The following is a 13,693-nucleotide window of genomic DNA, read 5'->3' on the forward strand; positions in this document are numbered from 1 at the left end:
TCTCGCTTGCGCGAGTTCCGGCGGCGGCATTCTGGCCGCTGCCTCAGGAGCATGACTAGATGCTTGACATAGGCTGGACCGAACTTTTCGTCGTCGCGGTGATCCTCATCGTCGTGGTCGGGCCGAAAGACCTGCCGCCGATGCTGAGAGCATTCGGCAAGATGACATCACGTTTGCGCAAGACTGCTGGGGAATTTCGCCACCAGTTCGATGAAGCACTGCGTGAGTCTGAACTCGATGACGTGCGCAAGACCATAAGCGATGTGCGTAGCCTCAATCCGGCCAATGCGATGCGGGACGCGGTTAATCCGTTGCGCAAGATGGGCGAGGAGATCAAGGCGGATCTGAAGAAGGCGGCGACGCCTGATTCGGCCAAGTCATCGGCTGCGGTCGATGAAAAGAAGTCGACCCCGATGCCGGAAATGTCGTCGCCCTTGCCTCCGATCGATACTGGCATGTTCAAGGATGCGGCACCGGCAACGCTTCCGGATCCAATTCCCGGCAAGGCCGACGTTCCACCGGACACGAAGGCAAAGAAAACAGCCTCGTCGCCAAAATCTGCAAAGACGACAAAGGCGGCGGCAAAGCCGGCTTCAGCAGATAAGGTTGCAAGTTCATCCGCGAAAGCAAAACCTGCAGCACCGGCAAGGAAGACAGCCGTGAAATCTGCGCCTGCGGCAAAGGGCCTTGACGCAAAGCCGTCCGGTGCAGCTGTTGCAAAGAAACCCGCGAAAAAGCCAGCTGCACCAAAGACCGCAGCCTCTGAACAGAAGGTGGCAGCGAAACCCGCCGCTTCGACCCGTAAGCCGGCATCTCGTGCCAAGAAGGATTCCGCATGAGCGGCGATACTGACGACCAGCCCCAGCCGCTTCTCGAACATCTGATCGAACTGCGTCGCCGCCTGATGTGGTCGCTTGCGGCGTTCTTTGTGGCCTTCATTATCTGCTTCGCCTTCGCCAAGGATCTCTTCAACCTGTTGGTGGTGCCTTACAAATGGGCGGTCATCTGGGCAGGGCTCGATATCACCAAGAGCGAATTGATCTACACGGCGCCGCAGGAATTCTTCTTCACCCAGCTGAAGGTGTCGATGTTTGGCGCTCTGGTCATCGCCTTTCCCGTCATTGCGTCCCAGATCTACAAATTCGTGGCGCCAGGCCTCTACAAGAACGAACGCCAGGCATTCCTGCCGTTCCTGATCGCGTCGCCGATCCTGTTCCTGCTGGGCGGAGCACTGGTCTATTTCTTCTTCACGCCCATGGTCATGTGGTTCTTCCTGGCCATGCAGCAGGCGCCGGGCGAGGGCGAAGTGGCCATTTCGCTGATGCCGAAGGTGTCGGAATATCTCAGCCTCATCATGACGCTGGTCTTCTCCTTCGGGCTGGTTTTCCAGCTTCCGGTCATCACCACGCTTCTGGCCCGGGTCGGCATCATCGACAGCAAATGGCTGGCCGACAAGCGCAAATACGCCATCGTCGTCGCCTTTGTCGTGGCTGCTGTTTTGACGCCGCCTGACCCGGTCTCCCAGATCGGTCTGGCCCTGCCCACCATACTGCTCTACGAGATTTCGATCTACGCGGCACGCATGGTCGAACGCCGTCGTGCGGAAGCGGCAGCCGCCGAAACTGACGACGCTGCGGTTCCGGCGGAAACAGAAGAGACGTAAGGCTTTCCATTCGTCTTCGTTTGCGTTATCCGAGGCCGTCTGGCCTCGGATGTCGTTTTGGCAACGCTCGCCAGGCTAGTCGCGTTTTGATCGACCAACGACCTGGAATGGCAGATGCTTGATATTAAATGGATCCGAGAAAATCCCGAGGCACTAGATGCAGCGCTTGCCAAGCGCAGCGCAGAGCCAATGGCTGCAAAGTTGATCGCACTCGATGAGAAGCGTCGCTCTGTGGTGCAGTCGCTCCAGGAGATGCAGTCCCGCCGCAATGCCGCCTCCAAGGAGATTGGCGCGGCCATGGGCCAGAAGAACATGGAGCTGGCCGAGAAGTTGAAGGCCGAAGTGGCCCTGATCAAGGACACCATGCCGGCGGCTGAAGAAGAGGAGCGTCAGGTCTCTGCAGAATTGACCGACGCCCTGTCGCGCGTTCCCAATATCCCGCTCGATGAAGTTCCCGCCGGCATGGACGAGAACGACAATGTGGTCAAACATACTGTCGGCCAGAAGCCAGGCTGGAACCATGCACCGAAGGAGCATTATGAAATCGGCGAAGCGCTCGGCTACATGGACTTCGAACGCGCCGCCAAACTGTCAGGCTCGCGTTTCACGGTTCTGACCGGACCGCTTGCAAGGCTTGAGCGCGCACTCGGTCAGTTCATGATTGATCTCCACACCAGCGAGCATGGCTATACGGAAGTGTCGTCGCCGCTGATGGTGCGCGATGAGGCTATGTTTGGCACAGGCCAGCTTCCGAAATTCGCTGAAGATCTGTTCAAGACCACCGATGGCCGTTGGCTGATCCCGACTGCGGAAGTCACGCTGACCAATCTCGTTTCGGGCGAAATTCTCGAGCAGGAAAAATTGCCCCTCAGGTTCACTGCGCTCACCCCGTCTTTCCGTTCGGAAGCAGGATCGGCCGGTCGCGACACGCGCGGCATGCTGCGCCAGCATCAGTTCTGGAAATGTGAGCTGGTCTCGATCACCGATGCCGACAGCTCGCTCGCCGAGCATGAACGCATGACCGCCTGCGCTGAAGAAGTGTTGAAGCGTCTTGGCCTTCATTTCCGCACCATGACCTTGTGTGCCGGCGATATGGGCTTTGGCGCACGCAAGACCTATGACCTGGAAGTCTGGCTTCCCGGTCAGAAGACCTATCGAGAAATTTCGTCTTGCTCGGTCTGTGGTGATTTCCAGGGCCGCCGCATGAATGCGCGCTATCGCGCCAGGGACGAGAAGGCGACGACATTCGTTCACACGCTGAATGGTTCGGGAACCGCCGTCGGTCGTTGCCTGATTGCGGTGATGGAAAACTATCTGAACGAAGATGGTTCGATCACCGTTCCGGACGCGCTGTTGCCTTATATGGGCGGCCTGACCCGTATCGAAAAGGCAGCGTGAGACCAATGCGCATTCTTCTGACCAATGACGATGGCTTTCATGCCGAAGGCCTCGCCGTTCTGGAGCGCATCGCGCGCACCTTGTCCGATGACGTCTGGGTTGTGGCCCCTGAAACGGACCAGAGCGGGCTTGCCCATTCTCTGACCCTTTCGGAGCCGCTCAGGCTGCGCAAGATGTCGGACAAGCACTTTGCCTTGCGTGGCACGCCGACCGATTGTGTCATCATGGCCATTCGCGAAGTCATGGATGGCAAGCCGGATCTGGTCCTCTCCGGTGTCAATGCCGGTGGCAATATCGCAGACGACGTCACCTATTCCGGCACGGTCGCCGGCGCAATCGAGGGCACGCTTCAGGGTGTGCGCTCGATCGCTTTCAGCCAGCTGTTCGACTATGCCAAATCCGGTCTCGATATTCCGTGGGACGTGGCCGAAACGCTGGGCCCGGATCTCTTGTCTCAGCTGATCAAGGCCGAGCTGCCGCCCGGCACATTCCTCAACGTCAATTTCCCGCGTTGCGCGCCGTCGGATGTGCAAGGCGTCGAGGTGACCCAGCAGGGCAAACTCGATTTCGGCCTCGAGGTGGAAGAACGCGCTGATGGCCGCGGTCTGCCTTACTATTGGCTGCGCTTCGGCAATCGCGGTGAGCGTTTTCCCGAGGGAACCGACGTTCAGGCGATCAAGTCAGACAAGATTTCAGTGACGCCGCTGAAGCTGGACATGACAGATTATGCAGCGCAGAATGCCGTGGCGCGGGCGCTTGGTTTCGGGGGCGGCATTTGAAGACAGGCATGATCGAGAAGGAAGGCTTCGCCGCTCTTGTTCTGCGTTTGCGCGCGGAAGGTATTGCCGATCTTGATCTCCTGACAGCCGTGGAGCAGACGCCTCGCTCCAAATTCGTGCCCTCGCAATTTTCAGAGCAGGCCTATTCCAGCCGAACGATCCCGATCGACTGCGGTGCCTACATGGAGGGCGCCGATCTGGCAGTGCGCATGCTGCATGCGCTGAATGTCAAACGGGGTCAGCGCGTTTTGGAAATCGGCAGCGGTAGCGGCTTCATGACCGCCGTTCTCGGGCGCATTGCAGAACGGGTGCTGTCCCTTGAGCGTTACCGCACGCTGATCACGGCCGCCCAACAACGCTGCGACGCCCTTGGCTTGCGCAATGTTGCCTTCCGCCAGGCCGATGGCACGATCGGGATGCCGGGCGAGGGGACTTTCGACAGGATTATCGCCACTGCGGCATTCCCGAACTTCCCGCGCTTCCTCGCCGACCAGCTGGTGTCCGGCGGCGTTGTCGTGGTTCCGGTCATGGTATCGGAAGAAAACTGCATGATCATGCGGTTGACAAAGACAGGCAGCCGCTTCGAGCGGGAAGACCTGTTCCCGGCACCCTATCTGCCTTTGGAGCAGCGCATCGCGCAGGCTCTCTGAGGCGCGACCTGGGTCCGAAATCGCTTGGATACGAGCTCGATTCTCTAAAATAGTTCACTCGGATTCGACACGGTTAACCGCGCAGTAACACTAACGCGGTTTAATAATCAGCATGTCAAGTTGCGTAAAATTATGGATACGAGTCATGCGTATGAGTGTCTTGTCGAAATCTCGACTGCCTGTTGCCCGCTTCGTAGGAGCAGCGCTCCTGGCGAGTGTCGCCACCGGCTGTAGTTCGGATGCGACACGATTTAGCTCTGTGTTCAACGAGGACACATTGACGACCGCCTCCATCGGAAATCGAAACATCACGGGCCTGAACGGCGGCGTCCCGGTGCCCTCGGCCGATGTTGCCTCCTCCGGCGGCTATGCTCAGTCGAATTCGACACCGGACTATTCCAACCGCCAGCAGGCAATGTCTCAGCCTTATCCGTCGGCACCCGCCCGCTACGATGCCAGTGGTTCGGCCTCGCCGGCACGCATGGCGACGCAGCCATCGACTGTGGAGCGCGCCGAACTGGCCGCGCCGTCAGCTCCTGCAGCACGTCAGACCCAGAGCCGGGAAACGGCAATGGCTCAGCCGTTCCCGTCTGCGCCGGCGTCCAAACCGAAGTCCCAGCCGATCGTTCCAGAAGATGCGATCGTGACCGGTTCCACGCCGAGCAGTTCCGCGCGCAATGCGGCACAGCCCGCCAACTTCCCGACGAAGCTGCCAGCCCCTGCGCCGCGTCGTCAGCCGGAAGACAATGTCGCTGTCCTGCCAACCTCTGCGCAGACGCGTGAAAAGCAGCAGGCCTTGGCGCAGCCGGTTCCGTCCAAATCCTCCGCAGGTGGCAATGATCGCACGGCTGGAACCTACAAGGTGCAACCCGGTGATTCGCTTGGCAAGATCGCAAGTGCCAATGGCGTGTCTGTCGATGCGCTGAAGCAGGCAAACGGCCTGACGAATTCCAATATTCGTATCGGTCAGAACTTGAAGGTCCCAGGCGCAGCGCCAGTCCAGGCTAAAGCGCCTGCACCCGAGGTCAAGACGGCATCGGCGCCAACCAAGCCGGTCAAGATCGTCAAAGCTTCGGAGCCAGCCTCTTACACGCCGCCATCACAGACGGTAAAGCAGGTCGCAGCCATCGACACCAAGGACAAGGCGCCAGAAGAAACCGGCATTGGCAAGTATCGCTGGCCGGTCACCGGTGCGGTGGTGTCGCGCTTCGGTCAGAATGCAGGCGGCAAGCGCAATGACGGTATCGACATTTCCGTACCTTCGGGCACGCCGGTCAAGGCTGCCGAAAACGGCGTGGTCATCTATGCCGGCAATGGCCTGAAGGAGCTCGGCAACACGGTGCTGGTTCGTCACAACGACGGAACTGTCACGGTCTACGGCCACGCTGACACGCTCTCCGTCAATCGCGGACAAAAAGTGCAGCGCGGTCAGCAGCTTGCTCTATCCGGCATGAGCGGCAGCGCCGAACGTCCGCTCCTGCACTTTGAAGTGCGCAAGGATGCGACGCCTGTCGACCCAATGACTTTCCTTGACTAAGGTTTTGCGTCTCAAGGAATACAATGAGAAAAGCCCGGGAAACCGGGCTTTTTTCGTGGCGCTTTATTCCTTGTTGAGGCGAACCCGCTCGCGTCCGGCGAGGTCCTGAATATATTGCCAGGCCACGCGACCGGATCTAGCACCGCGCGTTGTCGCCCAGGTCAGCGCCTCCCGATGCATCGCATCGCGGTCGAGCGACAGCGCGAAATGCTCCGCGTAACCGTCAATCATCGACAGATAGTCGTCCTGATTGCACTGGTGGAATCCCAGCCAAAGACCGAAGCGGTCAGACAGTGACACCTTTTCCTCAACCGCCTCGGACGGGTTGATCGCCGTCGACTGTTCGTTTTCCATCATATGACGCGGTAGCAGATGACGACGATTGGAGGTGGCGTAGAACAGCACATTGTCCGGACGCCCCTCGATGCCGCCATCGAGTGCCGCCTTCAGCGACTTATAGGCCGTGTCATCATGATCGAACGACAGATCATCGCAAAACAGTATGATGCGGTAGGGGGCCGCCTTCAGCACGTCCATCAATTTGGGCAGCGAGGCAATATCCTCGCGATGGACCTCGATGAGCTTCAATGTGTCGTGACCAGCCTGAAGCAGGTCTGCGTGGACGGCTTTCACCAATGAGGACTTGCCCATGCCGCGTGCGCCCCACAACAGAACGTTGTTTGCCGGATAGCCGTCGGCAAAGCGTTCGGTATTGTCGTGCAGGATGTCGCGAACATGATCCACGCCGCGAATAAGTGTCAGCGCCACCCGGTTGGGTTTCGGGACCGGTTGCAGATAAGCGCGCTCCGGCGACCACACAAAACAGTCTGCAGCAGTCCAGTCATTGGTCGCCGGGGCAGGGCCGGCCAGTCGTTCGATGGCGTCGGCAAGCCTTGTGAGTTCCGCAAGTAGCACCGTGCTGGTGTCGTTCGTGTCGGACATCTTGCTTGCTCCATCGGCTGATTTCAGCGGCATATTGATGCGTCAAAGTTATTTTACCGGCGGTTAGCATGGCCTTTTGCAGCTCGAAAGGGTATGAGGCGGAAAATCGGTACGCTTTGCGGCTGTTTTTGTTGCATTCACACGGCTCGCCACTATATTCCGGCGGCCTGCAGTGGCAGGGCGATCGCAGGTTGTGATCCAGTTCGTTTTAGGGAGTTTTCGTATGTTCTTTACACCAGCATTTGCGCAAGACGCAGGCGCCGCCACCGGTTTCGGTTCTTCCGGCCTTGAGATGCTTTTCCTGTTCGCGCCTTTGATGGTGGTTTGGTATTTCTTCCTGATCCGCCCGCAGCGCCAGCAGATGAAGAAGCGCCAGGAAACACTGACGGCCATTCGTCGTGGTGATCAGGTTGTTCTGGGCGGCGGTATTTCCGGCAAGGTCACCAAGGTGATCGACGATAACGAGCTCGAAGTCGAGATCGCAGATGGCGTGCGCATCCGCGCTGTTCGTAGCTATATCGCGGAAGTGCGCGTCAAGGGCGAGCCGGTCAAGGCTGACGCCGCATCCTGATTACTTCAACGGGCGCATCTAGCGCCCGCTTTGCCTGCCAATAACCCCTGAATTCGAGAGTTTCATGCTGTATTTCTCGCGCTGGAAGACGATTCTGATCTGGCTCACCGTTCTTGGGAGCATCCTCGTCGCTGCACCCAACCTGTTCAGCAACGAAGAACTGGACCGGTTCCCGTCCTTCCTGCCGACTGGCAAGATAACGCTGGGTCTCGACCTTCAGGGTGGCTCCCACATCATGCTCAAGATCGAGCGTTCCGATATCGTCAAGGAACGCCTTGAGGCAACCGTTGGGGATGTTCGCAACAATCTGCGCGAGGCGGGCATCCGCTACAGAGGGTTGTCGGGAACGGGGCAGTCGATTCAGGTTCGCATCAGCGATACCAGCCAGTTGCAGGCCGCCAAGGATGCCTTGGCTCCTCTGACGGAGCCGGTCTCCGTCGGTGGCCTGACCGGTGGCTCGGTGAATGAAGTCACGTTGACGGAAGGCGAGGGCGGTCTCCTGAAGCTGGACCTCACGGATGCCGGCATTGCCTACCGCCTGTCTTCGGCACTCACACAGTCCATTGAAGTCGTCCGCCGTCGTGTCGACGAACTGGGTACGACCGAGCCGGTCATCCAGCGTCAGGGCGAAGACCGCATCATCGTTCAGGTTCCCGGTCTTCAGGATCCTCAACGCCTCAAGTCCCTGCTGAACCAGACCGCCAAGCTGACATTCCAGATGGTCGATCTGTCCATGCCTGTGCAGGAGGCAATCACCGGTCGTCCGCCGGCATCGTCCGAAGTCATGTATTCGACGGATGATCCCGCAGTTCCCTATCTGATCGAAAAGCGCGTCGTCGTCTCAGGTGAAAACCTCGTGGACGCCCAGGCAAGCTTCAACCAGCAGAACAACGAACCGGTCGTGACCTTCCGCTTCGACAGCCGCGGCGCGCAGCGTTTCGCCCAGGCAACGCAGCAGAATGTCGGCAAGCCTTTCGCGATCATTCTCGACGATCAGGTCATTTCAGCGCCTGTGATCCGCGAGCCTATCGTCGGTGGCTCCGGTCAGATTTCGGGTAATTTCACGGTCCAGGGTGCCAATGACCTTGCCGTGCTCTTGCGTGCCGGTGCGCTTCCGGCAACGCTGACTGTCGTCGAAGAACGTACGGTCGGCCCAAGCCTCGGTGCAGACTCGATTCGTGCGGGCATCATTGCCGGTATCATCGGTGCCGCACTCGTCGTCGTCTTCATGATCGGTTTCTACGGCTTCTTCGGTGTGATCGCCGTGATCGCTCTCGTGGCCAACGTGGTGATGATCCTCGCGGTCTTGAGTATTCTCGGATCGACGCTGACCTTGCCGGGGATCGCCGGTATCGTGCTGACCATCGGTATGGCGGTCGACTCCAACGTTCTGATCTATGAGCGCATACGCGAAGAACACCGCAATGGCAGGCCTTTGGTTCAGGCAATTGACGTTGGCTTCCAGAAAGCCTTTTCCACCATCGTGGATGCCAACCTGACGACGCTGATTGCAGCCGTTGTCCTGTTCTTCCTCGGCTCCGGCCCCGTGCGCGGCTTCTCCGTCACGCTGGCCGTCGGTATCATGACCACCGTATTTACAGCCTTTACGCTGACGCGCTGGATGTTTGCCGAATGGGTGCGCCGTACCCGTCCAAAGACGATGCCGAAGGGTGTTCGCACCGGTATCTTCGATGGCACGCAGATCGCCTTCATGGGCTTCCGTCGCTATACGTTCATCATCTCGGCGGCTCTTTCGATCGCCTCCGTGATCGCCTTCACGACAGTCGGCATGAATCTCGGTATCGACTTCAAGGGCGGCTCGATGATCGAGCTCAAGTCGAAGCAGGGCAATGCCAATCTGGCCGACATCCGAAACAGCCTGAGTGACCTCAACCTTGGCGAAATCCAGGCCCAGGGCTTCGGAGACCCGCAAAGCGTCCTCGTCCGCATTCAGTCGCAGGACGGCGGCGCCAATGCGGAGCAGTCCGCAATCGCAAAGGTTCGCGGCGCGCTGGAAAGTCAATATGAGTTCCGCCGCGTCGAAGTGGTCGGACCTGTGGTGTCAGGCGAACTGACCCAGTCGGCGACGTGGGGCGTCCTGGCATCGCTGGCGGCCATCCTCATCTACATCTGGTTCCGCTTCGAGTGGCAGTTCGCTCTGGGCGCGATCATCGCCACACTGCATGACGTCATCTTGACCATCGGTTTGTTCGTGCTGACGGGGGTCGAGTTCAACCTCACCAGTATTGCAGCGGTGCTGACCATCGTCGGTTACTCGCTCAACGATACCGTGGTTGTCTATGACCGAATGCGTGAAAACCTCAGGCGCTACAAGAAGATGCCGCTCGACGTGGTGATAGACAGTTCGATCAACCAGACATTGTCGCGTACCGTTCTGACGGCTGTCACGACAATGCTGGCATTGGCGGCGCTCTACTTCTTCGGCGGTGAAGTCATTCGTTCGTTCACCTTCGCCATGCTGTTCGGTGTTGCCGTCGGTACATTTTCGTCGATCTATATCGCCGCACCTGTCCTGATCGCCTTCAAGCTGCGCCCGGAAAGCATGCAGGAAGCAGAAGAAAACAAGAAGAATGTGCGCGCCGACGGCGCGCAGGTTTGAGGCCATGGCACAGGGAATCGTCATTCGTGATGCGCATTTCCCCGGCAGCTCCCAGATCGATGCCTATGGCGATGGCGGTTTCCGCTTCGCCGACATGTCGCATCGGGGTTCGCTGCTGATGGTGCCTTCGGGCATCTATGGGTGGTCGGTCGAAGAAGGCGATCCGCTGACAATCGAGAGTTTTCAGCGGGTACTCGATGAGGCCGGAGACATCGAGTTTCTGCTCCTTGGCACAGGCAAGCAGATGCGTCCGATCCCGGCGGATCTGAAAGCCGCCTTTCGCCAGGCCGGTATCTCGTCCGATCCGATGAACACGGGCGCGGCCGTTCGCACCTATAATGTCATGTTGGCGGAACAGCGTGCCGTTGCGGCTGCGCTGATCGCCGTTTGATCGGGGCGGCACCTTGGCCGATTCGCCGATAGACACAGAGACGCTCTGCCTCGATATCCTGCGCGATATCGATCGTGATCGCTATCTCGCATGTCTCTTGTCACCAAAGGAAAAGCGCGGCGCGCTCGCGGCGCTTTATGCCTTCAATGCAGAGCTTGCCCGCATCCGCGACCTGGTGCACGAGCCTTTGCCCGGTGAGATCCGCCTGCAATATTGGCGAGACCTTCTGAGTGGCGGTGCCCATGGCTCCACGGAAGCCAATCCGATTGCCGCCGGTCTGTTGAATACTGTCGAAACCTATCGACTGCCTATCGAGCCGTTGCAGGCCATGGTCGAGGCACGTTTGTTCGACCTCTATGATGACGCCATGGAAAGCCGGTCGATGTTTGAAGGCTATGCAGGAGAGACCGCCTCTGCTCTCATCCAGCTCGCCGCCGTCATACTCGATCCGACGCAGGCTGCCGGATGCGCGGAAATAGCAGGCCATGCCGGGATTGCCCAGTCCGTCGCCGGTCAGATGTTGCTCATGCCTAGACAACGCGCACGTGGCCAGATCTTCATTCCGCTGGATATCCTCTCGGCGACCGGCCTTGACCGCGATGGTTTCCTGGCCGGCATCGACGGAGCAAGAATTGCCGCGTCAATTGATGCCTTCGCGGGCCTGGGCTTCGAGCATTTGCAAAAGGCACGGCGGGCCGGGCGCATTCCGGCATCCTTGATGCCGGCATTTCTGACAGCTTCCCTCGCCGAGCCCGTGTTGAAGTCCGCGCGCCGCGCAGGCATTGGCGTCTTTTCCCGAGATCTGCGACCAAGCCAGTGGCGCCGTCAGTGGCGTATGTTCAAGGCCAGCACCACACGCAGTATCTGAGTAGCTGCGCTGTTCCTCGCGCCCTGTTCGGTTTAATATAGCCATTGTACAGCTGAGAGACTCTCCTGCCGCCTGCCTTTTGGTATTCTTGTCTGGAGGGTAAAATTCGCGCAAGCCTCGCGCGGTAACAAGCGCAGGCAAGCCGGCTCCGCCGGCAGATCTGGGGGCTGAATTTGACTTACTTCACTTGGACCTTGATCATTGGCTGCGTCGTCATGTTTGCCTATTGGTCGACACGCATGGCCAAGCGAGACACGGGCGATGATTTTGGCGATGCAGGTCTGGCGATTGTCGAATTCGGGCGCGCATTTCCCGCGGAAGCCATTCGCACGCTAAGGACAACGGCCGATCGAAAAGTCGTTTTCTTGCGCCTGCATGACAACAAGGCCGGTATCATGCGCAACATGGGCAACCATTATGCCTGTCGCGTGATTGAACCGGGCTCAGTGCGCGTTCAGCCGACCAGCAATCGAAACGGCTTTGCCATCGAGTTTCGCGATGCGCCCGCTTTCAATGACGAGTTTGTCTTCTCCTCTGCCGAAGAAGCGGCAGAAGTCTCGCTGTGGATGCTGGGCAACTATACGACGGCTGCCGACATCAAGCCGGTGGAAAAATCTGCCGGATAAGCAGCGAGTGCGTTCAGGTGAATGAGCGCGTCTGAGTGACAGCCGCGCTCTTTATCGCTTTCATGAAGCGGTCTGGCTCAGCCATTCCTGGCAGGTCTTCAGCGCACGTTCCGCCATCAATTGCTTCTTCATGATCGTCTTGTCCTTGCCACGGAAGCGCTTGACGCCTTCCGGCTTGACGATCGAACCCGGCTCCAGCTCGGGGAACAGTCCGAAATTGACATTCATCGGCTGGAAAGACCGTTTGCCCGGCTCCTCATCGCTGACGAGATGCCCGCCGGTAATGTGGTTGAGAAGCGCGCCAAGCGCCGTTGTCACCGGTGGCAGGCTGGGCGCTTCACCTTTTCGCTCAGCCGCTGCGAATCGTCCCGCAAGAAGCCCGATCGATGCACTCTCGACATAGCCTTCGCAGCCCGTGATCTGGCCCGCAAATCTCAGGCCGGGTCGTCCCTTCAGCTGCAGCGATGTGTCGAGCAGAATCGGAGAGTTGATATAGGTGTTGCGATGCAGACCGCCGAGCCGTGCAAATTCGGCATTCTGCAAGCCGGGGATCATCTTGAGGATTTCGCTTTGTGCGCCGTAGCGCATCTTCGTCTGGAAGCCGACCATGTTGTAGAGCGTGCCCAGCGCATTGTCCTGCCGCAGCTGTACGACCGCATAGGCCTTGACGGTCGGGTTATGCGCATTGGTGAGCCCCATGGGCTTCATCGGGCCGTGACGCAACGTCTCGCGACCGCGCGCCGCCATGATCTCGATCGGCAGGCAACCGTCGAAATAGGGGGTGCCTTCCCATTCGTGAAAACCGACTGTATCGGCTTCGATCAGAGCATCGATGAAGGCATTATACTGCGCCTCATCCATTGGGCAGTTGATATAGTCCTTGCCCGTGCCGCCCGGTCCCACCTTGTCGTAGCGTGACTGATACCAGCATATATCCATGTCGATACTGTCGCGGTGAACGATCGGCGCGATGGCGTCAAAGAAGGCGAGTGCCTCCTCGCCGGTCTTGGCCCGGATCGCTTCAGCCAGATCGGGAGAGGTCAGTGGACCGGTTGCGATAATCGCCTGGTCCCAGTCTTCCGGCGGCAAGACCGGTACTTCTTCGCGCACCACCGTAATCAGCGGTTCGGCTTCGATTTCTTTTTGCACAGCCAGAGCAAAACCGTCGCGGTCCACGGCAAGCGCGCCGCCGGCCGGCACCTGATGCCTGTCAGCGCAAGCCATGATCAGCGAATTGGCAAGTCGCATCTCCGCATGAATAACGCCCACAGCGTTGGAAGTCGCATCATCCGAGCGGAAGGAGTTTGAGCAGACAAGCTCTGCCAGGGTATCTGTCTTGTGTGCATCCGTGCCGCGTACGCCACGCATTTCATGAAGAATGACCGGCACGCCCGCGCGCGCGATCTGCCATGCGGCTTCCGAGCCGGCAAGTCCGCCGCCAATGACGTGAATGGGGGAATATTCAGTGTTTTGCATGGCGGCTGCCATAACATGTCATCTCGCGCATGTCGCGGAAAAGTGTCAGTCACGTCACGACAAAGACAGGCACGATCGGCATTTTTTGCAAGCGACGGAGGGGGAGCGAGATCCAGGCGGAATGACTGGTTTCTCCTCAAACGAAAAACGGCACCTCAAGGGTGCCGTTTTG

At 59.0% G+C, this 13,693-nt stretch carries 13 protein-coding genes; 11 read left to right on the plus strand and 2 right to left on the minus strand.

What is annotated here, in order from left to right:
• The first annotated feature begins 59 nt into the window (after positions 1-59).
• From tatB to ACQQ2Q_RS08030, 6 genes are all read left to right on the plus strand, one after another.
• Positions 60-839, plus strand: coding sequence for a Sec-independent protein translocase protein TatB (gene tatB, locus ACQQ2Q_RS08005; protein ID WP_428186540.1), 780 nt, complete (start codon positions 60-62; stop codon positions 837-839).
• Positions 836-1,663, plus strand: coding sequence for a twin-arginine translocase subunit TatC (gene tatC, locus ACQQ2Q_RS08010; protein ID WP_428186541.1), 828 nt, complete (start codon positions 836-838; stop codon positions 1,661-1,663). Before tatB ends, tatC begins: the two co-directional genes overlap by 4 nt.
• Positions 1,664-1,777: 114 nt before the next feature.
• Entirely contained in the window at positions 1,778-3,061 is a 1,284-nt protein-coding gene (gene serS / locus ACQQ2Q_RS08015) for a serine--tRNA ligase (RefSeq protein ID WP_428186542.1), read from the plus strand.
• A 5-nt stretch (positions 3,062-3,066) separates the two neighbouring features.
• The gene (gene surE, locus ACQQ2Q_RS08020; RefSeq protein WP_428186543.1) at positions 3,067-3,840 is read left to right on the plus strand and encodes a 5'/3'-nucleotidase SurE; all 774 of its coding nucleotides are present in this window, start codon (positions 3,067-3,069) and stop codon (positions 3,838-3,840) included.
• Positions 3,837-4,490: a protein-L-isoaspartate(D-aspartate) O-methyltransferase gene (locus tag ACQQ2Q_RS08025; protein WP_428186544.1), complete on the plus strand. Its 654-nt coding sequence runs from the start codon at positions 3,837-3,839 to the stop codon at positions 4,488-4,490. Before surE ends, ACQQ2Q_RS08025 begins: the two co-directional genes overlap by 4 nt.
• A gap of 145 nt (positions 4,491-4,635) precedes the next feature.
• The gene (locus ACQQ2Q_RS08030) at positions 4,636-6,027 is read left to right on the plus strand and encodes a peptidoglycan DD-metalloendopeptidase family protein (protein ID WP_428186545.1); all 1,392 of its coding nucleotides are present in this window, start codon (positions 4,636-4,638) and stop codon (positions 6,025-6,027) included.
• 63 nt (positions 6,028-6,090) lie between these two features.
• On the opposite strand, the gene ACQQ2Q_RS08035 is transcribed toward ACQQ2Q_RS08030, so the two are convergent.
• Positions 6,091-6,969 (minus strand): ATP-binding protein, encoded by an 879-nt coding sequence (locus ACQQ2Q_RS08035; protein WP_428186546.1) that lies wholly within the window; start codon positions 6,967-6,969, stop codon positions 6,091-6,093.
• A 223-nt stretch (positions 6,970-7,192) separates the two neighbouring features.
• Here ACQQ2Q_RS08035 and yajC point away from each other — a divergent pair, with 223 nt between their 5' ends.
• The 5 genes from yajC (at position 7,193) to ACQQ2Q_RS08060 (ending at position 12,045) form a co-directional block, all read left to right on the plus strand.
• Positions 7,193-7,540: a preprotein translocase subunit YajC gene (yajC, locus tag ACQQ2Q_RS08040; protein WP_428186547.1), complete on the plus strand. Its 348-nt coding sequence runs from the start codon at positions 7,193-7,195 to the stop codon at positions 7,538-7,540.
• 64 nt (positions 7,541-7,604) lie between these two features.
• Positions 7,605-10,160, plus strand: a complete 2,556-nt coding sequence (secDF, locus tag ACQQ2Q_RS08045; RefSeq protein WP_428186548.1) for a protein translocase subunit SecDF — start codon at positions 7,605-7,607, stop codon at positions 10,158-10,160.
• Positions 10,161-10,164: 4 nt separating this feature from the next.
• A complete protein-coding gene (locus ACQQ2Q_RS08050; protein WP_428186549.1) occupies positions 10,165-10,551 on the plus strand; it encodes an Mth938-like domain-containing protein in 387 nt (128 codons plus the stop codon).
• Positions 10,552-10,564: 13 nt separating this feature from the next.
• Entirely contained in the window at positions 10,565-11,419 is an 855-nt protein-coding gene (locus ACQQ2Q_RS08055; protein WP_428186550.1) for a phytoene/squalene synthase family protein, read from the plus strand.
• Between the two features lie 173 nt (positions 11,420-11,592).
• The gene (locus ACQQ2Q_RS08060; RefSeq protein ID WP_428186551.1) at positions 11,593-12,045 is read left to right on the plus strand and encodes a hypothetical protein; all 453 of its coding nucleotides are present in this window, start codon (positions 11,593-11,595) and stop codon (positions 12,043-12,045) included.
• 60 nt (positions 12,046-12,105) lie between these two features.
• Here the strand turns inward: ACQQ2Q_RS08060 and trmFO are convergent, their stop codons facing one another.
• The gene (gene trmFO / locus ACQQ2Q_RS08065; RefSeq protein ID WP_428186552.1) at positions 12,106-13,533 is read right to left on the minus strand and encodes a methylenetetrahydrofolate--tRNA-(uracil(54)-C(5))-methyltransferase (FADH(2)-oxidizing) TrmFO; all 1,428 of its coding nucleotides are present in this window, start codon (positions 13,531-13,533) and stop codon (positions 12,106-12,108) included.
• Between the last annotated feature and the right edge of the window lie 160 nt (positions 13,534-13,693).

Origin of the sequence: Agrobacterium sp. ES01 (assembly GCF_050320885.1) — a bacterium.
Lineage (GTDB): Bacteria > Pseudomonadota > Alphaproteobacteria > Rhizobiales > Rhizobiaceae > Allorhizobium.

What these genes read in the sequence shown, in the direction of transcription:
- ACQQ2Q_RS08035 (WP_428186546.1), bottom strand. Translation starts at nt 6,969, where the DNA reads ATGTCCGACACGAACGACACCAGCACGGTGCTACTTGCGGAACTCACA.
- serS (WP_428186542.1), top strand. Translation starts at nt 1,778, where the DNA reads ATGCTTGATATTAAATGGATCCGAGAAAATCCCGAGGCACTAGATGCA.
- trmFO (WP_428186552.1), bottom strand. Translation starts at nt 13,533, where the DNA reads ATGGCAGCCGCCATGCAAAACACTGAATATTCCCCCATTCACGTCATT.
- yajC (WP_428186547.1), top strand. Translation starts at nt 7,193, where the DNA reads ATGTTCTTTACACCAGCATTTGCGCAAGACGCAGGCGCCGCCACCGGT.
- ACQQ2Q_RS08030 (WP_428186545.1), top strand. Translation starts at nt 4,636, where the DNA reads ATGCGTATGAGTGTCTTGTCGAAATCTCGACTGCCTGTTGCCCGCTTC.
- tatC (WP_428186541.1), top strand. Translation starts at nt 836, where the DNA reads ATGAGCGGCGATACTGACGACCAGCCCCAGCCGCTTCTCGAACATCTG.
- surE (WP_428186543.1), top strand. Translation starts at nt 3,067, where the DNA reads ATGCGCATTCTTCTGACCAATGACGATGGCTTTCATGCCGAAGGCCTC.
- tatB (WP_428186540.1), top strand. Translation starts at nt 60, where the DNA reads ATGCTTGACATAGGCTGGACCGAACTTTTCGTCGTCGCGGTGATCCTC.
- secDF (WP_428186548.1), top strand. Translation starts at nt 7,605, where the DNA reads ATGCTGTATTTCTCGCGCTGGAAGACGATTCTGATCTGGCTCACCGTT.
- ACQQ2Q_RS08050 (WP_428186549.1), top strand. Translation starts at nt 10,165, where the DNA reads ATGGCACAGGGAATCGTCATTCGTGATGCGCATTTCCCCGGCAGCTCC.